This is a genomic window from Paraburkholderia sp. BR13439 (assembly GCF_040948805.1).
In the GTDB taxonomy this organism is placed as follows: Bacteria; Pseudomonadota; Gammaproteobacteria; order Burkholderiales; family Burkholderiaceae; genus Paraburkholderia; species Paraburkholderia youngii.
Window position 1 is genome coordinate 89,368 of the sequence record NZ_JBFPKN010000014.1, and the last position, 26,243, is coordinate 115,610.

The 26,243-nt window shown below is 60.8% G+C and carries 25 protein-coding genes; 13 read left to right on the plus strand and 12 right to left on the minus strand.

The genetic code is table 11. The features are described from left to right. Positions 1 to 57: 57 nt before the first annotated feature. The 3 genes from AB3X96_RS25755 to AB3X96_RS25765 form a co-directional block, all read right to left on the minus strand. Positions 58 to 3,198: an efflux RND transporter permease subunit gene (locus AB3X96_RS25755; RefSeq protein WP_368591931.1), complete on the minus strand. Its 3,141-nt coding sequence runs from the start codon at positions 3,196 to 3,198 to the stop codon at positions 58 to 60. Further along, a complete protein-coding gene (locus AB3X96_RS25760; RefSeq protein ID WP_368591932.1) occupies positions 3,195 to 4,310 on the minus strand; it encodes an efflux RND transporter periplasmic adaptor subunit in 1,116 nt (371 codons plus the stop codon). The genes AB3X96_RS25755 and AB3X96_RS25760 overlap by 4 nt, the downstream gene beginning before the upstream one ends. Positions 4,311 to 4,391: 81 nt before the next feature. After that, a complete protein-coding gene (locus AB3X96_RS25765) occupies positions 4,392 to 5,009 on the minus strand; it encodes a TetR/AcrR family transcriptional regulator (protein ID WP_176368569.1) in 618 nt (205 codons plus the stop codon). Positions 5,010 to 5,104: 95 nt separating this feature from the next. Here AB3X96_RS25765 and AB3X96_RS25770 point away from each other — a divergent pair, with 95 nt between their 5' ends. The 4 genes from AB3X96_RS25770 to AB3X96_RS25785 all read left to right on the plus strand — a co-directional run bounded on the left by AB3X96_RS25770 (position 5,105) and on the right by AB3X96_RS25785 (position 9,224). Beyond that, positions 5,105 to 6,568: an efflux transporter outer membrane subunit gene (locus tag AB3X96_RS25770; protein WP_368591933.1), complete on the plus strand. Its 1,464-nt coding sequence runs from the start codon at positions 5,105 to 5,107 to the stop codon at positions 6,566 to 6,568. Between the two features lie 183 nt (positions 6,569 to 6,751). After that, on the plus strand, positions 6,752 to 7,369 hold the full coding sequence (locus AB3X96_RS25775) for a TetR/AcrR family transcriptional regulator (protein ID WP_368591934.1): 618 nt from the start codon (positions 6,752 to 6,754) through the stop codon (positions 7,367 to 7,369). Between the two features lie 769 nt (positions 7,370 to 8,138). Beyond that, positions 8,139 to 8,369 carry a hypothetical protein gene (locus AB3X96_RS25780; protein ID WP_368591935.1) on the plus strand — a complete coding sequence of 77 codons (231 nt, stop codon included), beginning with the start codon at positions 8,139 to 8,141 and terminating at the stop codon, positions 8,367 to 8,369. A gap of 357 nt (positions 8,370 to 8,726) precedes the next feature. Beyond that, complete coding sequence (locus AB3X96_RS25785; protein ID WP_176111095.1) at positions 8,727 to 9,224, plus strand: ferritin-like domain-containing protein; 498 nt, start codon at positions 8,727 to 8,729, stop codon at positions 9,222 to 9,224. Between the two features lie 428 nt (positions 9,225 to 9,652). On the opposite strand, the gene AB3X96_RS25790 is transcribed toward AB3X96_RS25785, so the two are convergent. From AB3X96_RS25790 to AB3X96_RS25800, 3 genes are all read right to left on the minus strand, one after another. After that, a complete protein-coding gene (locus tag AB3X96_RS25790) occupies positions 9,653 to 10,213 on the minus strand; it encodes an Hsp20/alpha crystallin family protein (RefSeq protein WP_368591936.1) in 561 nt (186 codons plus the stop codon). Between the two features lie 137 nt (positions 10,214 to 10,350). Next, the gene (locus AB3X96_RS25795) at positions 10,351 to 10,758 is read right to left on the minus strand and encodes an Hsp20/alpha crystallin family protein (RefSeq protein WP_176110731.1); all 408 of its coding nucleotides are present in this window, start codon (positions 10,756 to 10,758) and stop codon (positions 10,351 to 10,353) included. 27 nt (positions 10,759 to 10,785) lie between these two features. Next, positions 10,786 to 11,229, minus strand: coding sequence for an Hsp20/alpha crystallin family protein (locus AB3X96_RS25800; protein WP_368591937.1), 444 nt, complete (start codon positions 11,227 to 11,229; stop codon positions 10,786 to 10,788). A 339-nt stretch (positions 11,230 to 11,568) separates the two neighbouring features. Between AB3X96_RS25800 and AB3X96_RS25805 the strand changes: the two genes are divergently transcribed. The 3 genes from AB3X96_RS25805 to AB3X96_RS25815 all read left to right on the plus strand — a co-directional run bounded on the left by AB3X96_RS25805 (position 11,569) and on the right by AB3X96_RS25815 (position 12,729). Continuing rightward, the gene (locus AB3X96_RS25805; protein ID WP_368591938.1) at positions 11,569 to 11,934 is read left to right on the plus strand and encodes a hypothetical protein; all 366 of its coding nucleotides are present in this window, start codon (positions 11,569 to 11,571) and stop codon (positions 11,932 to 11,934) included. Further along, complete coding sequence (locus AB3X96_RS25810) at positions 11,931 to 12,245, plus strand: hypothetical protein (protein ID WP_368591939.1); 315 nt, start codon at positions 11,931 to 11,933, stop codon at positions 12,243 to 12,245. Before AB3X96_RS25805 ends, AB3X96_RS25810 begins: the two co-directional genes overlap by 4 nt. A gap of 82 nt (positions 12,246 to 12,327) precedes the next feature. Continuing rightward, positions 12,328 to 12,729: a hypothetical protein gene (locus tag AB3X96_RS25815; protein ID WP_176111098.1), complete on the plus strand. Its 402-nt coding sequence runs from the start codon at positions 12,328 to 12,330 to the stop codon at positions 12,727 to 12,729. 326 nt (positions 12,730 to 13,055) lie between these two features. On the opposite strand, the gene ligD is transcribed toward AB3X96_RS25815, so the two are convergent. Both ligD and AB3X96_RS25825 read right to left on the minus strand, forming a co-directional pair. After that, positions 13,056 to 15,026 (minus strand): DNA ligase D, encoded by a 1,971-nt coding sequence (gene ligD / locus AB3X96_RS25820; protein ID WP_368591940.1) that lies wholly within the window; start codon positions 15,024 to 15,026, stop codon positions 13,056 to 13,058. A 19-nt stretch (positions 15,027 to 15,045) separates the two neighbouring features. Continuing rightward, positions 15,046 to 15,624 (minus strand): GNAT family N-acetyltransferase, encoded by a 579-nt coding sequence (locus AB3X96_RS25825; RefSeq protein WP_368591941.1) that lies wholly within the window; start codon positions 15,622 to 15,624, stop codon positions 15,046 to 15,048. A gap of 979 nt (positions 15,625 to 16,603) precedes the next feature. Between AB3X96_RS25825 and AB3X96_RS25830 the strand changes: the two genes are divergently transcribed. Further along, complete coding sequence (locus tag AB3X96_RS25830; RefSeq protein ID WP_129961366.1) at positions 16,604 to 16,765, plus strand: DUF1328 family protein; 162 nt, start codon at positions 16,604 to 16,606, stop codon at positions 16,763 to 16,765. A 629-nt stretch (positions 16,766 to 17,394) separates the two neighbouring features. Then, positions 17,395 to 18,129, plus strand: coding sequence for a hypothetical protein (locus AB3X96_RS25835; RefSeq protein ID WP_176111102.1), 735 nt, complete (start codon positions 17,395 to 17,397; stop codon positions 18,127 to 18,129). A 35-nt stretch (positions 18,130 to 18,164) separates the two neighbouring features. On the opposite strand, the gene AB3X96_RS25840 is transcribed toward AB3X96_RS25835, so the two are convergent. Continuing rightward, entirely contained in the window at positions 18,165 to 18,467 is a 303-nt protein-coding gene (locus tag AB3X96_RS25840) for a DUF4148 domain-containing protein (RefSeq protein ID WP_368591942.1), read from the minus strand. A gap of 190 nt (positions 18,468 to 18,657) precedes the next feature. Further along, positions 18,658 to 20,943: an NADP-dependent malic enzyme gene (locus AB3X96_RS25845; protein ID WP_368591943.1), complete on the minus strand. Its 2,286-nt coding sequence runs from the start codon at positions 20,941 to 20,943 to the stop codon at positions 18,658 to 18,660. Positions 20,944 to 21,082: 139 nt separating this feature from the next. On the opposite strand from AB3X96_RS25845, the gene AB3X96_RS25850 reads away from it, so the two are divergent. From AB3X96_RS25850 to AB3X96_RS25860, 3 genes are all read left to right on the plus strand, one after another. Then, a complete protein-coding gene (locus AB3X96_RS25850) occupies positions 21,083 to 22,060 on the plus strand; it encodes a LysR family transcriptional regulator (RefSeq protein WP_368591944.1) in 978 nt (325 codons plus the stop codon). An 87-nt stretch (positions 22,061 to 22,147) separates the two neighbouring features. Continuing rightward, positions 22,148 to 23,548 (plus strand): aspartate aminotransferase family protein, encoded by a 1,401-nt coding sequence (locus AB3X96_RS25855; RefSeq protein ID WP_368591945.1) that lies wholly within the window; start codon positions 22,148 to 22,150, stop codon positions 23,546 to 23,548. A gap of 101 nt (positions 23,549 to 23,649) precedes the next feature. After that, the gene (locus tag AB3X96_RS25860) at positions 23,650 to 23,910 is read left to right on the plus strand and encodes an EamA family transporter (protein ID WP_368591946.1); all 261 of its coding nucleotides are present in this window, start codon (positions 23,650 to 23,652) and stop codon (positions 23,908 to 23,910) included. 152 nt (positions 23,911 to 24,062) lie between these two features. Here AB3X96_RS25860 and AB3X96_RS25865 read toward each other — a convergent pair whose 3' ends face one another. After that, on the minus strand, positions 24,063 to 24,647 hold the full coding sequence (locus tag AB3X96_RS25865) for a TetR/AcrR family transcriptional regulator (protein ID WP_368591947.1): 585 nt from the start codon (positions 24,645 to 24,647) through the stop codon (positions 24,063 to 24,065). A 140-nt stretch (positions 24,648 to 24,787) separates the two neighbouring features. Here AB3X96_RS25865 and AB3X96_RS25870 point away from each other — a divergent pair, with 140 nt between their 5' ends. Then, positions 24,788 to 25,561: an SDR family oxidoreductase gene (locus AB3X96_RS25870; protein ID WP_368591948.1), complete on the plus strand. Its 774-nt coding sequence runs from the start codon at positions 24,788 to 24,790 to the stop codon at positions 25,559 to 25,561. A 32-nt stretch (positions 25,562 to 25,593) separates the two neighbouring features. Here the strand turns inward: AB3X96_RS25870 and AB3X96_RS25875 are convergent, their stop codons facing one another. Next, positions 25,594 to 26,214 carry a hypothetical protein gene (locus AB3X96_RS25875; protein WP_368591949.1) on the minus strand — a complete coding sequence of 207 codons (621 nt, stop codon included), beginning with the start codon at positions 26,212 to 26,214 and terminating at the stop codon, positions 25,594 to 25,596. Positions 26,215 to 26,243: the final 29 nt, after the last annotated feature.

The following is a 26,243-nucleotide window of genomic DNA, read 5'->3' on the forward strand; positions in this document are numbered from 1 at the left end:
GCAGGTGAATGGGATAAATAGCGGATCAGCCGCTCCGATTGATCTTGCAACCAAGGTTCATTGCCGGGCAGCGAGCACATCCTGCGGCATTTCTTTCGCAGGCTGCGCCTGCTCATGCCTGCCTCTGCGCAGATTAGTCGTATCGCCCGGCCGAATCCTGAACCAGATGGAATACATGGCCGGCAGGAACACCAGGGTCAGGATCGTTCCTGCAAAAGTGCCACCGATCAGCGTATACGCGAGCGTCCCCCAGAACACCGAATGGGTCAGCGGGATGAACGCCAGGATCGCCGCCAGCGCGGTCAGGATCACGGGTCGCGCACGCTGCACGGTTGCCTCGATCACGGCATTGAACGGATCCAGCCCGGCCTGTTCGTTCTGGTGAATCTGGCCGATCAGAATCAGCGTGTTGCGCATCACTATCCCCGATAGCGCAATGAGGCCGACCAGCGCATTGATTCCGAACGGCTGCCGGAAAAGGATCAAGGTTGGCACGACACCGATCAGTCCCAGCGGGCTGGTCAGAAAGACCATGACCATCGCGGAGATAGAGCGCACCTGCAGGATGATGATGAGCAGCGTGACCGCCAGCATGATGGGAAAGAGCGGCAACATGGCTGTCGTCGCCTTGCCTGATTCTTCGATCGAGCCAGCCTGCTCGATGCGGTAGCTGTCCGGCAGCTTGTCCATGATGGGCCGAAGCTGCCTCGTGATCGCCGTCGATACGTCTGGCGGCTGCAAGCCATCGGCGATGTCACCGCGCACGGTGATCGTCGGCATCCGGTCGCGCCGGCGCATGATCGGTTCCTCCATGCGCACGTCGACCTTGCCCACCTGCGACAGCGGGATGCGCTGGCCGTTGGCGCCAGCCAGCGTGAAGTCGCCGATCCGCGCCGGGTCGAGCCGGACCTCGCCGGCCGAGCGCGCGATGACCTGCACCGTGCGAATGTCCTCGCGGACGACGGTGACAGGCACGCCGGTGAGCAGGAATTGCAGTTGTTGCGCGACCGCGCTCGATGTCAGCCCCACGGCCTGCAGCCGGTCCTGCTGCAAGGTGAAGTGCAGCGTGGGCGTGCGCGTGCCCCAGTCGGTGTTGACGGTGCGCATCATCGGGCTCGCATCCATCACCTGCTGAACCTGCTCCGCGATACCGCGGAGCTTGTCCGGGTCCGGACCCGTGACCCGGTAAGCAACCGGGAACGGCGAATACGGGCCGAATACGAGCTGCGTGACGCGCAGGCGCGCCTCAGGGGCAAGCCCATCGGCGATTGCCTGGCGCAGCCGCTGTTTGAGTGCCTCGCGCTCGTCCTGGTTGTCCGTGCGCACCACGATCTTGGCAAAAGACGGATCGGGCAGCTCCGGTCCCATCGAGAAGTAGAACCGCGGTGCGCCCTGACCGACATAGGCGGTGACGATTCTCGCTTCCTTCTGTCTGGCCAGCCAGGCTTCGACCTTCGCTGTGGCGGCGCTGGTCTGGGCGATCGACGTGCCATACGGCATCTGCACCTCGATCAGCACTTCAGGGCGGTCGGAGATCGGGAAGAACTGTTTCTTGACTACCGCCATGCCAAGGACGGCCAGCACGAAGAGGCCCACGACCGAACCGGCGACGAGCCACTTGCGCGCAATGACGCGCTTCAGCAGTTGACGGAAACCGTTGTATCGCGGCGTGTCATAAAGCGCGTCGTGGCCACCTTCGACTTTCCTGAAGTCGGGCAGCATCTTGACGCCGAGGTAAGGTGTGAACACCACGGCGACCACCCACGATGCGATCAACGCGATCCCAACGATCCAGAACATGTTGCTCGTGTACTCGCCCGCAGTGGATCGGGCGAAGCCATTGGGCATGAAGCCGACCGCCGTGACCAGCGTGCCGGAGAGCATGGGCGCCGCGGTATGGCTCCAGGCATAAGCGGAGGCCGCAACGCGGCTGTAGCCCTCTTCCATCTTCACCACCATCATTTCGATGGCGATGATGGCGTCGTCCACCAGCAGGCCCAGCGCCAGGATCAGCGATCCCAGCGTGATGCGGTCGAAGTTCTTGCCAGTTGCGAGCATCACCAGGAAGACCACCGCCAGCGTCAGCGGCACGGCCGCGGCAACCACCAGGCCCACGCGCCAGCCCATGCTCACGAAGCTCACCAGCATGACCACCAGCAGGGCCGCGAAAAACTTCACCATGAACTCATCGACCGCCGAACTGATGTTGACGGCCTGGTCGGTGACCTTGGTCAGGCTCATGCCGAGCGGCAGCCCGCCGTTGATCGCGCCCACCTCGCGGTCCAGCGCGCGACCCAGGTCGAGGCCGTTCCAGCCGTCGCGCATCACGACGCCCAGCAGCAGGGCAGGTTCGCCGTTGTTGCGGATCAGGAACGTCGCCGGAACTTCATAGCCACGCGTGACGGTGGCAATGTCCGATAGCTTCAGCGTGCGTCCCTGCGCCACGACGGGCGTATCGCGGATCTTCTGCAACGCGTCGAACGCGCCGTCGAGGCGGATGAACACCTCCGGGCCCCTGGTCTCCACCGAGCCGGCGGGCGTCAGCGCATTCTGGCCGTTCAGCGCGGCGAACACGTCCTGCGGACTGACGCCCAGCGTTGCCAGACGGTCATGCGAAAACTCGACATAGATCCGCTCCGCCTGCTCGCCAATGATGTTGACCTTCTTCACCCCCGGCACGTGCAGCAGCCGCTGGCGCAGCGTCTCGGCGTCGCGTACCAGCAGGCGCTGCGGTTCGCCTTTGGCCTTCAGCGCAAACAGCGCGAAGGTGACGTCTGCGTATTCGTCGTTGACCATCGGCCCGATCGCACCAGGCGGCAGGTTGCCTGCCTCGTCGCTGATTTTCTTGCGGGCCTGGTAGAACTGTTCCTGCACTTCCGAAGGCGGTGTGCTGTCGAGCAGGGTCAAGGTCGTCAAGGCGAGGCCCGGCCTTGTGTAGGTCTCCGTACGGTCGTACCAGCGCAGCTCCTGCATGCGCTTTTCGAGCTTTTCGGCGACCTGGTCCTGCATTTCCTGCGCGGTGGCCCCCGGCCAGGCAGTGATGATGGTCATCACCTTGACCGTGAAGGCGGGATCTTCGGCGCGGCCGAGCTTGAAGAATGAAACGAGTCCGGCCAGCGAGAGCAGGCAGATCAGGAACAGGGTGATGGAGCGCTCGCGCACAGCGAGCGCGGAAAGGTTGAAACGACCTTCGCTCACGGACGGGCTCCCTCGGTTGCGGTCACGGGAGCCTGGCCCGCCACACGGACCAGTTCACCTTCGCGTAGCAGATGCGCGCCGAGCGCGACGATCCGGTCGCCTTGCTTGATCGGGCCGTTGATGCGGACGTCGTCGTCATCCACGTGCTCGACCGTGACCGGCCGCCAGGAGACCTTTGGCGGCTCGCCGTCGACGACCCATACTCCCGGTCCCTTGCCCGCATCGAAAAGGGCGCCAAGCGGCACCTTCAGCGCGCTTTGCACGGAACGACGCGCATCCGGAATCTGGATGGTGACCGTTGCGCCTAGCGGTGCATCGGACAGCGTGCCGTCGAGCACGTACCGAGCCTCGAAGGTGCGGGTGAGCGGGTCCGCAGCATCGGACAGTTGCCGCAATTCGGCGGGAACCGTGACGTCCTGCTTGCCGAAGAGCGTAGCCTGCGCGACGGAACCGACCTCCGGGCGCAGGGTTTCCGGCAACTGGATCACGGCCTCGCGACGTCCTGCGTGAGCCAGGCGCACCACGGTCTGCCCGGCGTTGACGACCTGCCCGGGCTCAGCCAGCGTTTCCATGACGACACCATCGGCGTCGGCCACCAGCTCCGTATAGCGACTCGCATTAAGCGCGACGTCGGCTTGGGCTGCGGCTGCGCTGAGCTGGGCTTTGGCAGCATCGGCCGCGGCCTTGACCTGGTCGTAGGCCGAGGCGGAAATGGCGCCCGTGCCGCGCAGATCTTGGTAGCGCGCTTCATCTTCCGCCGTCTGCTGCGCCCGTGCCCGCGCGGCAGCGACGGCCTGCTGCTGCGCCTGCGCGGCCAGCTTCAGATCGACGGGGTCGATGCGCATGAGCGGCTGGCCGCGCCTGACGCTCTGCCCGGCATTGACCAGCCGCTCGAGCACCTTGCCGGAGACCCGAAACCCCAGGTCGCTCTGCACCCGGGCGGCTACGGTTCCGGTAAATGAGCGCGAGGCAGGCGGTGCGTCCCGAACGATGGCGGAACGCACCAGCGGCGCCTCCGTGCGCGGATCGGGCGGTGCTTTTGCGCCGCAAGCGGCCAGCGCAAACGGCAAGGCGAAGACGACGGCTGAGGTAGCGAGGCGGCGCGCAAGCATGAAAGACCCATCGACGAAAGGATGATGGATCCGATTATGGTTCTAGTGACCAATATAGTCAATAGTCACAAATGGTGCGCGTTAAGGTGAGAGGCTGCGGAGCACCAGACTGGACAATTTCGCCGGCGCCTCCTCGGTGTAATCGAAGCTGTGCTGCAGGATCAACGGGTTGAGGTACGGGCGCAAAACCAGGTAGATCGCCATTGCGGTCTCGTCCAGCGGCGTCTTGCGCTCGAAGTCTCCGCTTTGCCGCCCCTCCTGGAGGATGTCCTGAAGCAGCTTCTGGATGCGCTCTTCATAGGCGCGCGTCGCCTGCCATTGCTCGGTGGCGGCCGACGCGGCAATCTCGTAAAGCTTGCGGTCCTGGGAGAACAGGCGAAGGCTCGCCTCGACGATCGCCTTGAACATCCGCCGCAGTTTCTCTGGCGGCCGGTCGACCTCTTCGACGGCAGCTTTGACCTCGCTTTCGATCTCGCGCAGGCAGTTCGCGCAGATCATCTCGCCAATAGCCTGCTTGGACTCGAAGAACTTGTAGATATACGCCTTGGAAAAGCCGATGGACTTGGCGAGATCAGAGACGGTCGTTTTCTCGTAGCCATACCGGCTGAAGTGCTCGGTGGCCGCGGCAACGATCTGATCGCGCACGTCATGGTCGGCTGGGCCGCGGGCCGAAATGGGATAGGTGGCTGCATTTTTCATGGTTCTTAGCTTACCGCCGCCCCCAGAAATCGACAACAGGTGACTAAAGTGTATTATAGTCACCTTTACTCGTCCTCGTCGCCCGGAAGAAGCTCATGCTGCCCAAACGCACCCTCGCCATGCTTATCGTCGCCAGCCTTTCGGCAGGCTGCGCGGTAGGTCCAGATTACGTTCGGCCCGATGTACCGATGCCGGAGCGGTTCATGGGCCAGACAGCGGTCGATCATCGGCATGCAACGGCCACTGCGGACCTCGTGACCTGGTGGACGGCGTTTGGCGATCCGCAACTGACGCGATTCGTCGCGCTTGCGCTGGAGCAGAACCTCGACCTCGCGCAAGCTTCTGCTCGTGTCGCCCAGGCACGTGCAGCACTTGGGGCGGCGAATGCCGCGCTGCTGCCTTCCGGCAATGTCAGCGGCCAGGCAGCCAGGGTCTACCAGTCCGTTGAAACGCCCCTCGGGCGAGTTTTGAACTCGACGCCCGGTTTCGACCGCTACGGCAACGAGTACGAAGCCAATCTCAGCGCGAGCTGGGAACTGGATGTGTTCGGAGGCCTGCGTCGTGGACGGGAAGCGGCGCTCGCCGAGTACGAGGCTTCGGAAGCCGGCGCCGCGGCCACACGCCTGGCCGTGGCGGCACAGACCGCCGACATCTATATCAGCATCCGCGGATTGCAAGCCCGTCTGAAGGTCGCGCGGCGACAGGTGCAGACGCAGCAGGATCTGCTCTCCACCATCAACCTTCTGTATGGCAAGGGGTTGGCAGCCGAGCTTCAGGTAAGACAGGCCGAGGGGGCGCTTGCCCAGGTCCGGGCCTCGGTCCCGGTCCTCGAGACGAGCCTCGACGCGGCCATGAACGCACTGGATGTAATGCTCGGCGCCCAGCCCGGCGTACATCGGGCCGAGCTGCTCGAAGCTGGCGACATCCCCGTCCCCCCGCAGATCGGAGCCACCGGATCGCCGCGCGAGTTGCTCAGGCGGCGGCCAGACCTGATCGTGGCCGAGCGACACCTCGCCGCATCGAATGCACGTATTGGAGTGGCCATCGCAGAGTACTACCCCAAGGTCTCCCTCAGTGGGCTGATCGGCAGCGCGACGTCCGTGGCCAGCGGCAATCTGTTCACGAGCGGCGCCAGCCAGGCCGCCGGCCTGCTGGGTCTGCGCTGGCGTTTGTTCGACTTCGGCCGGATCAATGCGCAGATCAGCCAGGCCAGGGGTCAGGAGGCCGAGATGCTGGCTGCCTATCGGCTTGCCGCATTCCATGCGACTGAGGACGTGGAGAACGCTTTTTCGGCACTGGTCAAGCGCGAGGAACAGGCTGCTGTGCTCACGCAGGGCGTGGACTCGCTCGGCCGCGCAAGAGCTGCCTCGTTTGCAGCCTATCAAAAAGGCGTGGTCAGTCTGATTGAAGTCCTGCAAGCCGACGACAGCCTGCTACGCACTTCCGATGCGCGAGTGCAGGCACAAACGGAGTCAGCCCGCGCAGCAGTCGCTGCTTTCAAGGCGCTGGGGGGTGGTTGGCAACCCAGCGAATCCGAAGCGACGGTAGCCACCAGGTAGCTAGCGCACGCGCCGAAAGCATGCAAAGCGGCGCCGGGAATTTGGCAATCTTTGTTCTTCGATGGCCGTTGATGAGGACTCCGCTTCGCCCGCGCAGCGGAGCGGCTACCTGTCGAAAGGTCCCTCCAGTCACTTGCCATCAAGAATTGGAAGCGCAGCGTTTCGTCTACACCGCCTTATCGCATGTCACGCAAACGATTGACCCGGGAAGAAACCCGCAAGCAGACCCGCAGACGCCTGCTCGGTGCAGCGGCCTTGAGCATTGCCAGGAAGGGGTTGGCCGCCACGAGCGTAGAGGATATCGCCGCCCGGGCCGGCTATACCCGTGGTGCGTTCTACTCGAACTTCGACAGCAAAAGCGACCTGTTCGTCGAACTGCTTCGTCTCGATCACCAGAACATCCAGGAAAACTTGCGGAAACTGTTAGAGGCCGGTTCGTCCAGCCAGGGCCTGCGAAAGCAGCTCACCTTGTTATACGCGCAGCGTTATCGCGACGACAACAACTACGTCATGTGGGCCGAGGCACGCCTGCATGCCATGCGTGACGCGAAGTTCCGACAACAGATGAACGTCCTTTGGCTAGAACAGCGCGATATGATCGTCTCCTTCATCGAGCAGTTCTGCAAGCATGTCAACATGCAAGTGCCAGGCGCCTGTGCCGCCCAGGCACTTGCCACGATCGCATTGATGGACGACGTCCTCTATTTCACCATTACCATGCCCAACGAGCTGTCGAAGACTTCAGCCGAAGCGGTTGTGAGCAACATCCTTACGAGAATGTTCACAAGTTCATTGTCCTGAGTGAACCTTGATTGGCGCAAGGTCCGTTCTAGCTGGTTGATCATTCCGTACCCGACGACGACACGAAACAACAATCTACGCGTACGATGAACCATACGTAATCGAGTTTGGATTTCAGTAACCTCTCCTGCCAATCGCATCGTCGATGCGTTCGTGATGTGCTTCTGCCGTGATCGAGCGATGGACTATTTCCTGCCCGGCCTCCCCCCAACAGGTCGCCATGTGAAACTGCCGGTCGTAGGCTGACGGACCGATTTCGAAGTGTGTCGCGTGGTCCCTGCCCGTTCATCGCGGAAACGCGCCGATATAACGCGTCGCGGCGCAAGGTGGACAGCGTGAAGATCTTTGCCCCCCGTAGCCAGGAAGGCCTCCCGCGCAAACGTCCCCATTTTCGAGGGTGACCGAGAATCCGCGCACGCGTGTGCGCCGTTGACCGCGTCTTTCGGACAGGCATATGCGAACCGCCGAGGCACATGGACTGCTTGCGAAACATGCATCGAAGCGTAGAGGCCAGAGAGGACTATGACTGCAGCCAATGAGCGTCGGCTCGTGGAAATCATAAGCCGCGGCGGACATGACGGCGATCGAACATCGGCCCGCCGCATGGAGTCGCGAGAACGACGTGCGAGGCGACTGATGCGGGTTCCAGCGCTCATGGCTGATGGTCGAACGTATCAACCCGGTTGCGCGGTTTGCGCCGCGTAGAAGACTCACTTACTACGGAGAATGGTCGCACCTGGCAATCGGGGAGGCGTCCATATAAGTCAGAATGACCGACGTATCATGGCAGGTGACGCATCGGGAGTGGGTGATTCGTTCGTTGCCCGAGAAGAGAGGCTTTCACTACCACGCTCGCGTGGAGGTTGAGCGCCGCCCTCAGGACTATGTGGACAATCGCCAGGTCTTTCGCTTCACCGACATCGGCTATTTCGACACCAAAGCTTCCGCGAATGAGCGCGGTGTGGCATGGGCGAAGGCGTGGCTCGACGTCAACTTCTAAGCGTTGGCAATTCCCCTCACATCACGTAAGTCTCGTCCTCCCGGCACCCTCCCCGGTCCAAAGGTCCAGGGCACCCCCGTCGATGGGTCGGTGTACTTCGCAGCGGATGCTTTTACCGGCACGGTTGCGCGGTTTTTGCGACCTCCACGGTAGACCACAGATGCTTCGGTGTTCGCGATGGTCAGGGAATGCGGCACTCTCCACCTGTGCGAAGACATATCGAGAGTCCCGCAAACGTCGCTGCGGCGAGACCATTCACGATCCACTTGCGGCCGCCGGTCTGGATGGGTGTCGGCCGATCTCGGGCACACTCGTTGCGCCGCTAAGGGCTCCGAACAACCTTTTAGGAGCTCACAAATGTCACAGCGAAAGACGGTCGATGATCTGTTCGTGCACATGCTTTCCGATATCTATAGCGCGGAGAAGCAACTGACGCGAGCGCTGGCGAAACTCTCCCGCGCCGCTTCCGACCCGGCGCTGAGCGACGCATTCAAGACTCATCTTGAAGAAACGCAAGGACAGGTCGAACGGATCGACAAGGTGGTGGAAACCTGCGACATCCGCCTGAAGAGAATGAAGTGCATCGCGATGGAGGGATTGATAGAAGAAGGACAGGAACTGATCGACGAGATTGAAAAAGGTCCGGTCCTGGATGCGGGCCTCGTGGCTGCCGCGCAGAAGGTCGAACACTACGAGATCGCTACCTACGGTAGTCTGTGCGCCATTGGCAAGCAACTGGGTTTCACCGAAGCCGTGAAACTGCTGAAAGAGACGCTGGACGAAGAAAAGGCGACGGACCTCAAGCTTACCGAGTTTGCGGAAAGGGCCGGTAACAAGGAGGCTATGCAACAGTAAACCATGAGGACACAGCGCAGGCGTACCGATCGAATGGTCCGCCTGTGCTCGCCATCTTGTGATTTACCTTCGAGTCATGCCAATCACATTCGTCCGTGGGTCGGATGCTCCCCTTCCCCGTGGCAAGCGAACAGGTCAAAGATGCTGATCCACATGACGATTTGCCTCGCGGACCGGTCATTCGACATCGACGCGACAAGTGGAATCTGATAAGCGCAAGCTGCCGCTTTGCGTGTACCCCTCATGCGTCAAGATACTCACGGATTCGACGGCCCGTGAAGAATCGCCCGCGGTTTTCAACAACGCCACGGTTTTCGTAAAGCCACGCTGCTTCCCGATCGCGCACAGACCGCTACTGCTCTACCAATTGAGCTAACGGCCGGGCCAGCCAGAAAGTCACCCGCGGCCGGGCAATTCTGGCGTCGGTGCTAACCGATATCGATGGTTCGACTAGCGGACCGTGCCGGTTCCGTTTTCGGCACGGTCAATGTAAGAATGCCGTTGTCAAACTTTGCCAATGCGTGGTCCGGGTCGGCATTGTCCGGCATCGGAATTCTGCGCACGAAGCTTCCATAGGCTCGCTCCAACCGGTAGCATCCATCTTCCTCGCTGCGCACGTCCTGCTTCTTCTCGCCGCGCAGCACGATTGCCCCTTCCTCGACGCTCACGTTCAAGTCCTCGCGTCCCATCCCGGGCAGTTCTGCAGTAACGCGAAGCACCTGCCCCTCGTCCACGACGTCGATGCGCGGCTGGAAGCGCGACGAACTGAAGTCGCCAAACCATCGTTCAATCGCACCACCGCCTGCAAATGGATCACGAAAGAATTCCTCCACGGCCCGCCACGGTTCGCGAAGAGATAGTCGTGGAATATCGGGCCATGCGGCCCGCCACTCATCCGCGCGCCGACCGTCTGTGTCGTCCGCATCGGATTTGCGGGCGCCTCCGCGAAGGAACTTGAAGGGGTTCCATTTTTTCGGATCAGTGTTCATCGTGTGCTCCTTTCCTATCAGCGACGAAACGGGATTCCGGTTTCCGCGCCGCGACCGCTTCGACTCGACAGCCGAAAGGCGGTGGCCGGAGGACAGCATCTAGCTTCTTGCTACTGCTGTCCCTCCCCCGGCCGACTTCAGTCGGTACGCACCTCGATCCGGTGCGGTCGCGCTTCGTCGCGGCGCGGTATCGTCAGCTTCAATACGCCGTCCTTCAGATTGGCTTCGATTTTCGACGCATCGAAGTCGGCGCTCATCGAAAACGCCCGCGCGAAGTGAGGCTGACGGATCTCCGCATGCTGCAGACGCAGTTCCGCCGGTGTCGGCACCATCGCCTCTGCTTCGATGTACAGGTTGCCATCGTGGACCTTGACGTCCAGCCGCTCCCTGGTCACGCCCGGAAGATCCGCCCACAGCGTGATGCCGTGGCTGTCCTCGAAGATGTCTACCGGCGGTGTCAACGTGATCCGACGTTGCGACGCATCACCGTCGCGCTGGGCCACCGCCGTTTGGTCCTTTCTGGCGAGTTCAGTCGTGTCGTTCATGATGTCCTCCGTAGTTCTGCCAGCCGCTCACTGAACGGTGATCGCCCGCGGCTTTGATGCCTCGCTTTTGCCGATGCTCACCATCAGGCATCCATTGGTGTACCGCGCGCTGACCTTGCCAGGGTCCGCGTTTTGCGGGAGCTCGACCACGCGCCGGAACGTGCCCACGAATCGCTCCTGTGCATAGGTGCGCACATCGTCGCCGCGGGTTTCCAGTTGCGAGCTCGCGCGCTCGCCGCTGATGGTCAGCAACCCCTTGTCTAGCGATACGTCGAGCTTGGCCGGATCGACTCCCGGCGCGAACGCGACGATCTCGATCGAGTCGTCGGTCGAACCGATGTTGATCTGCGGGAAGGCGCCAGCGCGGCCAGAACGGATACTGGAAGGGAAGCCGCCGAAGAGGCTCGCCATCTGCCGTTGCAGACGGTCGAACTCACTGAACAGGTCGGCTCCGAAGTAAAGGTCACTCATGATCGTTTCCTCCTTCGATGCAGCACGGAAACGAACCGGCCTACGCGCTCCAGTCCGTCTGCCGGGCTGCGGGCAAACAAATCGAAACACGCAGCGCGCCGCATGGCCGGCGCGACTGCCTGAGCGGAATTTAGAATAGTATGCACGGAGAAAATTTCAAGGCGCGTAGCACGAGTTACCGCGCATCGGCAACCTCGGGAAGTTCGGCTCACACGCCGGGGTTTCCGGGCAGAAACGGGCGTTGGCGATCGAATGGTGCGAAAGGCTTCCGGATTCCGACCCCATGCACCGGGCGCGACAGGCTCGCAATTGCTAGCCATACGATCGCCGACGGAATTCGTGACCGGTTTGGCATCAAATTCTTCCGTTTTCCCCTTCGTCACGACGCTCATCGTCAACGCCCTGGTGCTGTCGGCGGAGATTGGAGGCGTCAGTGTATCGCTCGAACTGGCCAGCGGGGTAAGACATGAATGGTGGGCCCCGCCGGTTGCGGTGCTGGCATGGTTTGTCCTGTGGCGTAGCACGTTCGGGCTGATCGAAAAAGGCATGTCGCTGCTCGGCCTCGTCAACCGGATTCCCTGGAGTCGGGTCCGTCGCTTGGGGATCGACATCGAGGTGGACCTGGATGCGCGCGATACCCCGCTTGGCAACTGGCAGCGCTGGCTACGCGAGCACGTCGTCGAGCGCATTCCGGCATCGCGATGATGGCGCAGATCAACATCGATCTGATCGTCGGTCGACAAGTGCTGACGCCAGACGGCTCATCACTAGGCCGCATCGAGGCAATCAAGCTCGTTCAAGACCACGACGCCTGGATGATCAGCGAATTTCACATCGGTCCGAGTGCATTGGTCGAGCGGCTCGCCGTACGTTGGCTGCCAAGGCTGTTGCGTGACATGGCGCAGCGCAAGGGGCGCTGGCGGCATCAGCGGATTTCGTGGAACCAGATCGACGTGTCCGATCCCAGACACCCGCGCCTGCTATGCGATGTAGCTGACGTTCGGGGACTGGCGTAGCCGCTGAAGATATGGACCGGAGGTCGGAACGCGGCACAGAGCGTGCTTCCCGCATAAGCGATAGAAAAGGACGGGGCGCCAAATGGCCGAGTATCTGAGCGCAATCTTCCGCTCGTATCGCGATGCTTCTGACGCACGCCAAGCTCTCGCTGAGTCCGATTTGTGCGAGTTGGACGTGTTCGTTTTCTCACTCGCCGCTTCCCGTGGCGCCCCGAAATCGGTGTTCCCGACGCACGAAATGGATCATGCGGAATATGCTGCTCACGGGGAATGGGGGTTAATCGCCGTCAACCGGTTCATCGAGCCGCAAGCCGACTGTTTCGTAGCGAGCATAAGTGAGGACGGGCGTGCCGGCCACGCATTGCTGGTCGCGGCCGATCCGCCGCCAGCACTCCTGGTGCAGATTTGCGCAAAGCTGAAAGACTGTGGGGCGTTCGCCCTGCGGCCGCCGGGGTCCCGCTGGCGACTTTGCAACTCGCACTGAAGCCCCAAGGCCAGCCGCCCTCCTGCTCAAACACATGAGCGGTCGGCTGCGCGCACCGGTCCGCTTCAGCCAACGTCATAGGGGTCTCCAGACAGGCTGCATCAAGGTGGTGATGAAACCGTAGAACTTTCGGGCAGTTTCTCTATTTCGTATAGGCGGCCACGACAAATGTCGAATGCCTTTGTCGAGGTCTTTCGAAGTGACGTGCGTGGAGGGGAGCATTGTCCCCCGACACGCCAGCGGCAAAGGAGCTCACTACGCGCTCAAGTACGCAGCGACGCATTCGCACCGGCACGCTGCCTGAAAAGCACCGAGCAGCGCGGCAGCTAGCGCTTCATGCCCACGGCGCGGCGCATCGCGGCAGTGATTCCCTGCCGCGTGCGCCAGTAGCCTTCCCATGGATCGAACCTCAGGGAACGCTGACGTTCGATCGCCTTGTGCATGGTCCATTCGTCGCCTCGGCCGACTCGCCGCAATTCGTCCCACGAGACCGGCATCGAAACTGCCATTCCGGAACGGGCCCTGACCGAGAAAGGGGCAACGGTGCTCGCGCCGCGGCCATTGCGAAGATAGTCGATAAAGATTCTGTTGATACGGTTTTTCGGACCGAGAACCGCCGAAAAGCGGTCTGGCACCACCCGCGACATGTGACGGGCGACCGCCTGCGCGAACTCCTTTGCTTCACTCCAGGCCTGACGTCGCGTCAACGGCACGACGACATGGAATCCTTTGCCTCCGCTGGTTTTCGGGAATGACAGCAGACCTATCTCGTCGAGTACGACCTTCAGCAGTTCGGCCGCTTCGAGCATTGAACTCCATGGCAGGTTCGGGTCGGGATCGAGGTCGAAGATGATCCTGTCGGGATGCTCCAGGTCGGGTGCTGCGGCGTTCCAACAGTGCAGTTCGACAACGCCCATCTGGGCGAGACCGATCAGCGCCTCCGGTTTGTTGGCAACTAGCAGCGGCGGATGCCTCGGATGCAATTCGGCAGGCAGTTCTTCGACGCCGGGAATCTGGAACTTTTCGCTGTGTTTCTGGAAGAACAATTCGCCCTTAATTCCGTTTGGCGCGCGAACCAACGCCAACGGCCGGTTATGCAGATGCGGCAACGCCCATTCGGATATCGCAGCGTAGTACTCGACCATGTCGCGCTTGGTGTGCCCGGTCACCTCATCCATGACCCGCTCGGGGTTGGATATCCGAATGCCGCCGATCGTCACGGCTCCTTTCGGCCCTGGACGCTGGCGAGTCGAACCCGCATCGGACTCGACCGGTTCGTCCGACTCGACAGCGATCATCGGCTCTTCGGTGATCGAGCCCGCGGCCTTGTCTTCCCGGATCGCGTGAAAAACTGGATGTCGGACTTCGCCAGCGGGCGTCCATTCGAGGAACGAACACTCGACGACGAGCAACGGCTCCAACCAGAGGCAGTCGCGGTCTTTCTCCGGTTTGGGCGGGTTGTAGAACGCTGTTTCGCGAGCGGTGACTGTACTGGCGCGCCGCAGGAAGGCATCGGCGGCGCGACTGGACAAGTATGGCTTGACGTTGCCCGCGTAGCGCAATGACCCATCCTGTTCGTACACGCCGAGCAGAAGGGAATGAACACCTGAGCGCGCACCTTTGGTCCGGGTGAAGCCGCCGACCACGAACTCCTGGCGCAGATTGCATTTGAGCTTGATCCACTCGGTAGATCGCCCGGAGCGGTATGGCGCATCGCCACGCTTGCCGATGATCCCTTCGAGCTTCATGCGGCAAGCTGAAGCGACCAGCGACACCGGGTCTTTCGCGAAGTCTTCCGACAATCGCAACACATCGGCGTCCGTTTCATCCATCAATGCGCGAAGAAGCTTGCGACGGACACGCAACGGGTGTTCACGCAGATCGGTGCCGTTCAGCCAGAGGATATCGAAGACGAATAGGACTATGTCCGCAGTGCTGCGCCGGTCAAAGGCATTTTGAAGCGCATTGAAGTCGGGGCGACCCGCCGCGTCCAACACGACCACCTCGCCGTCGAGCCACACCTCCTCGACCGGCAATACCGAGAGTGCGTCGGTCAGACTGGGCATACGTGAAGTCCAATCATGTCCGTTGCGGGTAAAAATCTGGACGGTGCCACGCTCGATGCGGACCATCATCCGATAACCGTCGAACTTGATTTCGTACGACCAGTCGCCGCCTGCCGGTGCGCGATCGACCAGCGTAGCGAGCTGTGGCTCGATCAGAACGGGGAACGTTCCGGGCTCACCCACAGGAGAATGGGCGCGACGGGTGCGCGAGGAGTTCCACCGGCTGCTCATGTGACGAGCCTATTCGGGTTCATTGGCGACGGTCAATTCGATCGGCATCGCCACGACCCCGTTCGCGCGTTGATCGATTTGGGCCACCTTGCCTGCCGGTCGGCCAACCAGCTTCTTCACCTCCCGCGGTAAGGAGCATCTTTTCGAAGCAGCACGCGTCGGACTGTTCTACATAGGATCCGTACCGTTGAACCGCCCTGAAGCCGTTGCGCTCATAAAATCGGATCGCGCGCCTGTTTACCGCGCGAGTCTCGAGGACCAGCCTTTGATAACCGGCGGCTGACGCGTTGATTTCAAGCTGCTGCAGAATCACTTTACCGACGCCTGAATAATGCGGCCTGCTGTAGATTCGCTTGAGTTCCGCCGTGCGCGAGTCGAAATGCCAGAATGCGCCGCATCCAACCGGTTCCCCGACGAGGGTGCGGGCAACGTAAAACCTTCCATTCGACGAGTGAAAGTCGGCGAGACAAAACCTCGACTGCCCGCCATCGCCTGAAAATACCGCCAGCGTGGCGCTGAGTTCATCAAGCAGGATTTGTCCATCAAGCGAGGCAGGGTCCTCGCGCCGGACGGTTATGGCAATGCATGACTGAGTCATTGGTCCTCCGTTGCCGCGCGTTCGGCTTCAGCCTGTTTTCGTTGCATCAGTGGTCATTCCTGAAACCTCATACGTCCCCGTCGGGATGCAAACATGCGACGGACAAAACGAGTGCCCGAGGAATCTGCTCATCGGACATCGCCTCGCTGTGCCCGTTTACTGCGCACCTGATGCAGCCGTGTCCGACGCGCCTTTAGCGTGTGGGCCTTTCTGTGGGAGTCGGGTTGGCGACCCCGCCGTCGAACCTTTCGACATGGAAGTCGAACCACTGGTCGCGCCTGTGTTCGGCGCACTGATTCCCGCACCACCCTGGCCCGCTCCGTTGGCTCCTCCCGCCACGCCAGCACCAGCGCTCGTCCCACCGCCTCCACCGCCTCCACCGCCCTGCCCATAGGCCGCGCCGACCGACGCTAGCGCCAATGCAAGCCAGACGGTTACTGTCTTCGTTGCTTTCATGTTTGCCTCCCTTGAATGGCCGCAAACTCGCGGCAACGCCGTTGGGGCGAATCTGCGCTATACCCGGTGGGGTGCCAGATTTCGCAAGCCGGCATTTCCCGAAGCGCAACGAATATGCCAGACACGCATCATGAGTCGCCGCGCCTCGGGTGCTGCCCAACCGCAAACTCCCATCGACGCCCAACTGGCAGTCAGCATGGCGTTCAGTGCGCATGAATAGCGGCACGCCGAGCCATTCGTCCAGCGACGCAACCCGTCGGCTGAAGGCGAAAGGAAGGATTTTCTGGGCTTGAGACTTCGAAGCCGCCGGCCGCGATGAATGAACCCGGTGGTCATTCGTCGGACCATATCCATGACTGGAAGCGCCACCCTGCGGCAATCCCGCAGTACTGCGATAGCTGGCTGATTCCGTTCCCGTGGCATTCATATGCCTGCTCCATCCGGTGAGGAACGGGAGTTGCTGTGACTAAAACGTCAAACGTGCATATAACGCGAGCTGCCCGCGATGGGAGGAGGACACATCATGTTGTATTACGCCCTTGTATTTTTCATCATTGCGATCATTGCCGCAGCATTCGGCTTTGGCGGCATCGCTGCAGGCGCAGCCAGCATCGCAAAAATACTTTTCGTCATATTCATTGTGATTTTCCTCATCACGCTCGTGATGGGCCTCATGCGACGGTGACACGAGACATTGCAAACGCGGGCGCCGTTATGTTGGTGCGAAACATCAAAAAACGCCTCTAACGTCAAATACGGGAGCAGCGCGAACGCGCCGACTTGCTGGGTGAGACGAGATAACCGTCGACCTCGCGGGAGGTTCACCCGGACCCGCCATGGCGCCTTGCGACGCAGAACATCACCAGGCCAAAAGACTGCGATGCAGCCATGCCATGAGCCATGCCTAGGGTGCTGCCGATCGGCATCGGAACCAGCAGGGCCGAGGACATGAAGTTGCCGAACCGCTGGACGGTGACGTAGCAGCTTGAGGCCAGGCCGCGTCGCTCTCAAAGCAATCCTCGACGACGACGAGGTCGGTCGCAAACCGACGAGCAATTGAGAGGCTGCGAATAGATGGCTGGTTTCGGTCCGGAAACAGCCTCTCGCGCCGTGTAAAACTTTGTTTGTCGCGTGCGGACACGCGCAATAGTGTTCGATGTCTTCATGGATCAGAAAGCGGGTCTAGCTCCGTCGCAGTTCTAAAGTTCATACCAGTGATGCCGATAAATGGCTTGCCGGTCCCTGATTTCCAGGGATGGCCATTATTCAAAAAGGCGCTGGGCGTCGACGCTCTCAATCCACAGATACACAATCATGAAGACCAAAGCACTTTCAAAGTTCGTGCTCGCGGCGGGTTTTGTCGTCACAACACTGCTCACCGGTTGCACTTCGCTTCCGAAAACCGACCTTGCCGCCAGCAATCGACAAAAGCTCCATACGATCGCCATGTTGGACGTCAAGGAACCGCGCGGAGAGAGCGTGGTCAACTTCGGTGGCGCTGCTGGAGCATTTGGATTGATTGGTGGACTGGTGCAAGCAGGGGTCAACGCCAATCATACGAGTACGTATACGCAGCGTGTGGCGAGCGAAAAAATCGTTTTCGCTCCCGTTGTTGACGATGGCCTTACAGCGCGACTTTCCAATGCCGGCTATCAGATCGTTGCGTTGCACGGCCAGAGCGTCAAGCTCGCAAGCGATGGCAAGTCGGACGACTTCTCAGATATCAAGACCGACGCGGATGCCATCCTGAACGTGTGGATTACTTCCTTTGGCTATGCATCCCCACCGGACACGAGCGACTTCATTCCGTGGGTCGTTATCCGTGCGCGCCTGCTCGATTCTAAGTCCAGGCAGGACATGTACTTTAAGACATTCGCTTGCGGCTGGGACATCAAGGCCAATTCGATTCATATCGAAGCAGACGCCAAATATCGTTATGGCAGCTTCGGCACGCTGACCGACCAGTTCGATCAGTCGGTGACAGGCCTCAAGGATTGCGAACAGGCGGTCGTCGCAGCAATTGGGCAGGATTTGACGAAGCCGCAGTAAGCGGTTGATAGCCGAAGACGCCGGGCCAACTGCAATCAATGCGGCAGGCACTCAGTTTGGAACCAATAGTCGACCAGGCGCTGGGCCGCTTGCAGATCATCCGGGTAGTACGGGTCGTCATTCCACGGCGACGGGTCGTAACCTGCTTTCCTCAAGGCCGCGAGTTCGTTCTGGTGCTGTGCCAAGGTCGGAGGCGCGTTTGTTTTGAGCGCCGCCAGGTCGCGGCACTCCGCCGGGCTGAGATGCCGAGCGGTATATGGCATGCCGCCGACGACACAGCCAGCGAGCAAAAGTACCGCGGCAGGAAGCGTCAATCCTGTCTTAAGCGACTTGGTCATAGTACGTGGACTTCCCTTCATTGCATGATAGTACGTCGTCGCGACTGGCGCCTCGTCGCCAGGTCGTTCCTTCATACCGCAGCAACTGGCAAAACGGCCCCGCCATCATCTGAACCGCGCTGGCATCGCGCTCACGTTGTCGAGCGCGCAGCGGCAACTGGCATTGGTCCAGAGGAACGTTGCTTTGTACTTAATCGCGATTTGCCTGCAACACCGTGAGCGCGGCCATATTGATGATCCGACGAACCGTCGAACTGGACGTCAGTATGTTGACGGGTGCATTGACGCCGAGCAGGAACGGCCCCACAGCAACATTACTTCCTGCCTCCGTCTTCAGCAGGTTATACGCAATATTTGCCGAATCGACGTTCGGACAGACCAGCAGATTGGCGGCGCCCTTCAGTCGCGACGTGGGTAAAACACGCTGACGCAGCGCTTCATCCAGCGCGCAATCTCCGTGCATTTCACCGTCGATCTCGATGTCGGGTGCCTGTTCGCTGACGAGTGCCAGTACCTTGCGCATCTTCTCGCCCGATGCAGAACTGCCCGAGCCAAAATTCGAACGCGATAGCAACGCAACTTTGGGCGACAGATTCAACCATGCCATTTGCGCTGCGGCCGCAATCGTGAACTCCGCAATCTGATCAGCCGTGGGGTTGTCGTTGACGTGTGTGTCGACGAGTGCCAGCGTGCGCTTGTCGAGCAGCAGGATATTCATCGCCGCATAAGTTTGTGCGTCGTGTTTCCTGCCGATCACTTCGTCGATGAAGCGCAGATGCTTGTGATAAGCACCGACAGTCCCGCATATCATCCCGTCCGCGTCGCCCAGTCGCACCATCATGGCGCCGATCAGCGTCAGGCGGCGGCGCATTTCAACCCGCGCCATTTCCTTCGTGATCCCATCGCGGCACCGCAGTTCCCAATACGTCGTCCAGTATTGGTGAAAGCGTTCGTCGTTTTCCGGGTTCGTGACCTCGACGTCCTCGCCGAGCTTCAGCCGCAGGCCGAATTTCTCTATTCTTGATAGCAGCACTTCCGGTCGGCCGACAAGAATCGGCCGCGCCAGCTTCTCGTCGACGATCACCTGAACCGCCCTCAGAACACGTTCCTCCTCGCCCTCCGTGAAGACGATGCGCGAGTTCCCACCCTCGCGCACGAATTGCTTCGCGGCGGAGAACAACGGTTTCATGAACGCGCCGGAGTGATAGACGAACTGCTGAAGCTGATCCGCGTAAGTATCGAAATCAGCAATCGGCCGCGTAGCCACGCCGTCCTCTATTGCTGCCTTTGCGACGGCGGGTGCGATGCGCACAATAAGCCGGGAATCGAACGGTTTTGGAATCAGATACTGCGGCCCGAAGGAAAGATCGTACGCACCATATGCGGCCGCGACGGAGTCGTTCGGTTCCTCTTGCGCGAGGCCGGCAATCGCGTGAACGGCGGCCACTTCCATGTTCCGCGTGATGGTGGTCGCACCAACATCCAGCGCACCGCGGAACACATAAGGAAAGCACAGGACATTGTTGACCTGATTCGGATAGTCCGAACGGCCCGTCGCGATGACCGCGTCATCACGGGCTTCGCGCGCTTTCTCCGGAAAGATCTCCGGCGTCGGATTGGCGAGCGCGAGAATCAGCGGACGCGGCCCCATCTGCTTCACCATTTCCGCCGTCAGCACGCCCCCCACCGAAAGCCCAAGGAATACGTCGGCACCTTCGATGACATCGGACAGCACCCGCGCCGACGTGGCCTGTGCAAAGCGCGCCTTGTCGGGGTCCATCGCGGCCTTGCGTCCTTGATAGACCACACCTTCGATGTCGGTCACCCAGACGTTTTCGCGGGGCAGTCCGAGATCGACCATCAGTTCGAGACACGCGAGCGCCGCGGCCCCTGCGCCTGAAGTGACGACCTTCACCTTCGAGATGTCCTTGCCCACCACTTTCAGACCGTTGAGAAACGCGGCGGACACGGTGATCGCAGTACCGTGCTGGTCGTCATGGAAAACGGGAATCTTCATACGGTCGCGCAGCTTTTGCTCGACGATAAAGCAATCGGGCGCCTTGATGTCCTCCAGATTGATGCCGCCAAATGTCGCCTCGAGGCTCGCGATGATATCCACGAGCTTGTTGGGATCGCTCTCGGTAATTTCGATGTCGAAGACGTCAATGCCCGCGAACTTCTTGAACAGGACCGCCTTGCCCTCCATCACCGGCTTGGACGCGAGCGCACCGATATTGCCGAGACCCAGCACCGCCGAGCCATTCGTAATCACGCCGACCAGGTTTCCTCGGCTCGTGTAGCGGAACGACTCGCGCGGGTCCGCCGCGATTTCCTCGCATGCGACCGCCACGCCCGGCGTATAGGCGAGTGCGAGATCGCGCTGCGTGACGAGCGGTTTACTTGCGCTCACTGATATCTTCCCCCGCGTAGGAAACTCGTGATACTGCAGGGCTGCCTCGCGTTCGGTCCTGTCCATATGTGCCGTGCTCCTATGTATACGCCGGGCCCATCCCGGCTGATCGTCATGGAACACATTCTAGGAACGAGGCATGCGAGGTTTATTTTGTTTTACTATCGGGGCATCACCTTTTGGTTATGTCTGGATTCCCACTATCGTGTCATTCAACACGGACGAAGTGATAAGGCGCTTGAGCGCACGCCTGAAAATGCGCCATCTCATGTTGCTGCTGCAAATACGGCAACATGGCTCTCTAACACGCGTAGCCGAGCACATGGCAAGCAGTCAGCCAGCCATCACGAATGCCCTCGCTGAACTGGAGAATATGTTCGGCGGCTCGCTGTTCGAGCGTTCGTCGCGCGGCATGATTCCGACGGCGCTCGGCACGACCGTCCTCGCACGCGCCGAGTCGATGCTGCACGATCTCGACCACCTCGCATCCGATGTCGGTGCGCTGATCTCCGGTCACGCAACGCGGTTTCACATTGGCGTGATTTCCTTCATTTCAGGAAAGACTCTGGCGTCGGCAATCCGTCATACGCAGTCGCAGATTTCGCAGCGGCTCACGTTTTCCATCCACGAAGGCACGAGCGAAGGGTTAATGTCCCAATTGCGCGACCATACGCTCGACATCGTGATCGGACGGGCATCGTCGAGCGTCGATCTCGACGACCTTCATTTCGAAGTAATTCATCAGCAAAAACCCCGTCTGATCGCGTCCCGACGCCTCGCTGCCAGACTCTCGCGCAGCGCAATGAACTGGCGAAAACTCGCCGAACTCGACTGGATTCTCGGTGCATCGCAAACTCCGATGCGCGACCAGATATCCGATCTGTTCCTGCACGCCGGCGTTACACCGCCCTTTCCCGTTGTCGAAAGCCTTTCGCCGCGGCTGATTGGCGAGACGGTCGCATTGAACGAGAACGCGGTGTCCATCATGCCGGCAGACATCGCGGAAGAACTGGTACGGATTGCGGGTGTGGCGATTGTCCCCTATGCGTTCGACTGGACCTTGCCACCCGTTGCGCTGTTCACCCGCCCGGGTATTCCGCGCGAGATAGATACGATTTTCGCCGCATCATTGCGTGCGCAATACCAGACCAAGGTAGTGAGCGGTCCAGCGTCGCTCGGGTAGCGTTGGTCGCAAGGCGCTGCTTGAGAAACGTGACCGGTTTCTATTGCGCCCGCATGATCGTATGCCTAAACCTCCGGGACGAACCATATGAAACCCGACGAAAGTGCAAAAGCAGCCGGACTGCCCCCGACCGCCGAACTGCTGCAGGACGCCGCGCAACGTGCGCTCGCTTATGTTCAGTCTGTGCATGACAGGCCGGTCAACGTTTCTACCCACGCATTGCGAGGCCTGAACGAATTCCGGCACTCACTGCCAGACGCCGGGCTGGATGCACGTGAAGTCTTGCGCCGTCTCGACGAGGCTGGGTCACCCGCTACCGTCGCGACAACGGGCGGACGGTACTTCGGTTTGGTGATCGGCGGGGCGCTGCCCGCAACCATCGCGTCGAACTGGCTCGCCACTGCCTGGGATCAAAACGCGTGTTTTCGATGGACCTCGCCGATCGCGGCAACGCTCGAAGACGTCGCGCTACGCTGGATCGGCGACCTGTTCGGCTTGCCGGACGGCATCGGAGGAGCCTTCGTTACGGGTGCGTCGATGGCGAACTTTGCGGCGCTGGCAGCAGCACGCCACGACCTGCTATCCCGCCTGGGCTGGGACGTGGAGGCGAAGGGACTCTACGGCGCTCCGGAACTCCGTGTAGTCGTCAGTAAAGAGACTCACGTGACCGTCTCCAAGGCGTTGTCGATGTTAGGACTCGGACGCGAGCGGGTCATCGTAGTGCCAACAGATCACCAGGGCCGGATGCGAGTCAGCGAGCTTCCGGAACTCGATGAGCAAACGATCGTGTGCATCCAGGCTGGCAACGTGAATACCGGCGATTTCGATCCGGCGCGCGAGATATGCCGGTTTGCGAGGAAAGCCGGGGCTTGGGTCCATGTTGATGGTGCATTCGGTCTATGGGCGCTTGCGAACCGTCAGTTCGACACTCTGACGGATGGCGTCGCCGAAGCCGACTCCTGGGCGACGGATGGGCATAAATGGCTCAACGTACCGTATGACAATGGCATCGTTCTAGTGCGCAGAGCTGCCACTCTGCGTGCGGCAATGTCGTTGAATGCCGCATACCTGGCAGAGGGCGATGCGACTGACCGCGAACCGTCGCACTACACGCCGGAATCCTCGAGACGAGCGCGTGGTGTGGATATCTGGGCCGCGCTTCTTAACCTGGGCAGAGATGGCGTTGCGGGGCTAGTCGAACGTACCTGCCGCTATGCCCGAATGTTTGCCCAGGGTCTCGAGGCCAGTGGCTTTGAAATCCTGAATCGTGTCGTACTCAATCAGGTGCTCGTCTCATTTGGTACCCCGGAGACGACGCGCGCCGTAATTAACCGTCTTCAGGCCGAGGGGATTTGCTGGTGTGGCGGCACAGTATGGCAGGGCCGCGTCGCCATGCGAATCAGCGTCTCCAGTTGGGCCACCACTGACACGGATGTGCAGACGAGCCTTCGGGCAATGATTCGCGCCGCGCAAGCATGTGTGCCGTGATGCCATGCAGACACTGATCAGCAGCCTGGCTGCTTAACTGCTGACGATGGGGCGCGACGCATTTCCCGCGTCTATTTGTGGACTGATTGGCTCAGTTATCAATGGAAGGTATTCATATAGCAGCGGCCCTGCTTGTTCCTTTGCTGTGGGGATTTCAGTTTGTCGTCGTAAAAGCGGGGCTCACGGTGCTGCCACCGCTATTCTTCGCTGGGCTGCGATTTGCCGTGATTGCCGCGATTCTCATTCCCTTCGTGGCACGAATCCGCGGCCCCGAGATTTGGCCGATCCTCCTTATTTCCTGTTTCATGGGAGGGATAAATTTCGCGTGTTCATTCATAGGATTGACGCAATCGCCGGCTTGAATTGCCGGGATTGCCAATCAGCTTTGGACGCGCGAGCGATAACGGAGACGATTGGTTTGTCGAGACGTATGCCCGGTCGAAGGACGCCCCCCGAAGCGACGCATTGAGGTTCGTGGTCCAGATTGCCTTTACACAATTCCGGACCAATGCACTCACGCAACCGGTTTCTTGCGACGAGGTTGGGGCCGAGGCCATGCCGACAGCGCAACATCAGCCAGCCGCTTCAATATTGCCCTGCATGCCCCGTCACAGGCTTGCGCCGACATGCCTTGCACAACCGCCTCGTAAAAGCGGGCGAGAGCTTCGGTGTCGGTCTCAGCGACAAGCTCACCCTCGGCGACGGCACGGTCGAAGCGTGCCTTGACGGCCTGGAACCAGGACTCCCGCCGCTCGGCGACCGTCCGTGCGACGGACTCGCTCTTTTCGGCATATTGAAGAACAGCCGTCGAAATCATGCAGCCGCGCGGCCTTCCGGGGTCGGTAAAGCGTGCCGCGGCGTCGTGCAGGTAGAACGCTATCGCATCGTAGGCCGGCATGTCTCCCTGCAGCGCTTCCAGCCACTGCCCGTTCTCACGCTTGCTGATATGGTCGACCGCCTGTCTGTAAAGCTCCTCCTTCGAGCCGAACGTTGCGTAGAGGGACGGCGGCGGAATACCCATGGCCTCGGTCAGGTCAGCTATCGAGGTGCCCTCGTATCCATGCTCCCAGAACAGCCGCGCGGCGACATCGAGCCCCACGTCGCGCTCCAGCAACCTCGGTCTGCCACGTTTTCGGGCGGGGTGACTCATTTTGTAGCGATTCCTATAAAAAGCATTGACAGCGTGTTTCCAGCGTCATTAATATAACGATCACTATTCAATTCGGAAAGGAGTGAATGATGTCTAGAAAACTTTCAGGCAAAACGGCCATCATAACGGGAAGCTCGCGTGGTATCGGCCGTGCTGTGGCACTGGCCTTCGCGCGAGAAGGAGCCGCGCTCATCGGCGTGCATTACGGCAGCAACGCGGATGCCGCTCACGCCACCGTTCGCGAGATCGAGGCCCTCGGAGCAAAAGCCGTCGCCATCAAAGCGGACTTGAACCGCGGGAAGGAAGCAACGGACAGTATCTGGGAGCAGTTCAAGGCAGCCGCGATCGCCGCTACGGGCGAACCTCGGCTTGACATTCTAGTCAACAACGCCGGCATTGCACCCGGGATTCCCTTGTCCGAGACCAGTGAGGCGACCTTCGACGAGGTCCTGACGGTCAACTTCAAGGCACCGTTCTTTCTGATCCAGGCCGTTGCCGATCATCTCCGCGACAATGGACGAATTATCAACGTTTCGACCGGCTTTACGCGTGTGGCCGCGCCAACGCATCCCGCGTACGCCGCATCGAAGGGTGCCGTTGAGACCCTGACGCTGGCGCTTGCTCCCGAGTTCGGGCGTCGCGGCATCACGGTCAATACGGTCATGCCGGGTGTGACGGACACCGACATGAATGCGGAGTGGCTTACCGTACCGGAGGCGCGCGCCGGCGCGGAGGCCATGTCGGTATTCTCGCGAGTGGGTCGACCTGACGACGTGGCTGACGTGATCACCTTCCTGGCCTCGAATGACGCACGCTGGACTACGGGACAGGTGATCGACGCGACCGGCGGCGCCCGGCTCTAAACATTGATCCCGGGACTAAGCACCGCCTCGATCTACCGCGATCCCGGCGTCTCCGACGCGAGCCGCCACGTGAGATTCCCGCGAGCACGCATCTCGCATCTCGCGTGGAAATAGTCCGTGAAATAGATGCGAGGTCGTGCAAGCAGGCTGCCCAGGAACTTTCGCTCCTGCAAGTCATATGCGAGGTCGTCAAGGTCCGAGCGCTCTCTGCGCACGCGCACTCCTTCCGCGAGAAACCGGGATCTCGCGGCGCCCAGGACAGCGAGGTCGATGTCGCATGTAAAGCGCTCATCGAGCTCTTCCGGCGCGCCGGTATGTCGGGTGGCGAGGATCATTGCGCAGATTCGCTCACACATCGCGATGCGATCGCCGGCCGAGCGTCGAAGCCAGTCCGCGCTGCGCCGCTCGTTGTCGCTTGCGCCTGGAACATAGATGATGTCGTGGCACCACAGCGCAAGTTCCACGAGATCAGGATGCGGGATCGCGCTGCGTGCCGCATCGAAATAGCGCAGACAGCGGCGAACGTGACGCAGCGTGTGATAGTGACGACAGGGTTCGCTGTAACGTTGCGCGAGATCGGCATAGACAGCCTCGGCGCGTGCGCCGCCGCAGCGCGTCCATAACTCGACGAAGCGTTCCTGCAAGTGGCTCATCTCTGCTCCTTTGCGCACGTCGGCTCACT

Coding starts and splice junctions, on each gene's coding strand:
- AB3X96_RS25765 (WP_176368569.1), bottom strand. CDS start 5,009: ATGAAAAATGCAGCCACCTATCCCATTTCGGCCCGCGGCCCAGCCGAC.
- AB3X96_RS25785 (WP_176111095.1), top strand. CDS start 8,727: ATGTCACAGCGAAAGACGGTCGATGATCTGTTCGTGCACATGCTTTCC.
- AB3X96_RS25790 (WP_368591936.1), bottom strand. CDS start 10,213: ATGAACACTGATCCGAAAAAATGGAACCCCTTCAAGTTCCTTCGCGGA.
- AB3X96_RS25830 (WP_129961366.1), top strand. CDS start 16,604: ATGTTGTATTACGCCCTTGTATTTTTCATCATTGCGATCATTGCCGCA.
- AB3X96_RS25875 (WP_368591949.1), bottom strand. CDS start 26,214: ATGAGCCACTTGCAGGAACGCTTCGTCGAGTTATGGACGCGCTGCGGC.
- AB3X96_RS25760 (WP_368591932.1), bottom strand. CDS start 4,310: ATGCTTGCGCGCCGCCTCGCTACCTCAGCCGTCGTCTTCGCCTTGCCG.
- AB3X96_RS25855 (WP_368591945.1), top strand. CDS start 22,148: ATGAAACCCGACGAAAGTGCAAAAGCAGCCGGACTGCCCCCGACCGCC.
- AB3X96_RS25825 (WP_368591941.1), bottom strand. CDS start 15,624: ATGACTCAGTCATGCATTGCCATAACCGTCCGGCGCGAGGACCCTGCC.
- AB3X96_RS25845 (WP_368591943.1), bottom strand. CDS start 20,943: ATGGACAGGACCGAACGCGAGGCAGCCCTGCAGTATCACGAGTTTCCT.
- AB3X96_RS25795 (WP_176110731.1), bottom strand. CDS start 10,758: ATGAACGACACGACTGAACTCGCCAGAAAGGACCAAACGGCGGTGGCC.
- AB3X96_RS25800 (WP_368591937.1), bottom strand. CDS start 11,229: ATGAGTGACCTTTACTTCGGAGCCGACCTGTTCAGTGAGTTCGACCGT.
- AB3X96_RS25870 (WP_368591948.1), top strand. CDS start 24,788: ATGTCTAGAAAACTTTCAGGCAAAACGGCCATCATAACGGGAAGCTCG.
- AB3X96_RS25810 (WP_368591939.1), top strand. CDS start 11,931: ATGATGGCGCAGATCAACATCGATCTGATCGTCGGTCGACAAGTGCTG.
- AB3X96_RS25815 (WP_176111098.1), top strand. CDS start 12,328: ATGGCCGAGTATCTGAGCGCAATCTTCCGCTCGTATCGCGATGCTTCT.
- ligD (WP_368591940.1), bottom strand. CDS start 15,026: ATGAGCAGCCGGTGGAACTCCTCGCGCACCCGTCGCGCCCATTCTCCT.
- AB3X96_RS25775 (WP_368591934.1), top strand. CDS start 6,752: ATGTCACGCAAACGATTGACCCGGGAAGAAACCCGCAAGCAGACCCGC.
- AB3X96_RS25780 (WP_368591935.1), top strand. CDS start 8,139: ATGACCGACGTATCATGGCAGGTGACGCATCGGGAGTGGGTGATTCGT.
- AB3X96_RS25860 (WP_368591946.1), top strand. CDS start 23,650: ATGGAAGGTATTCATATAGCAGCGGCCCTGCTTGTTCCTTTGCTGTGG.
- AB3X96_RS25840 (WP_368591942.1), bottom strand. CDS start 18,467: ATGACCAAGTCGCTTAAGACAGGATTGACGCTTCCTGCCGCGGTACTT.
- AB3X96_RS25770 (WP_368591933.1), top strand. CDS start 5,105: ATGCTGCCCAAACGCACCCTCGCCATGCTTATCGTCGCCAGCCTTTCG.
- AB3X96_RS25835 (WP_176111102.1), top strand. CDS start 17,395: ATGAAGACCAAAGCACTTTCAAAGTTCGTGCTCGCGGCGGGTTTTGTC.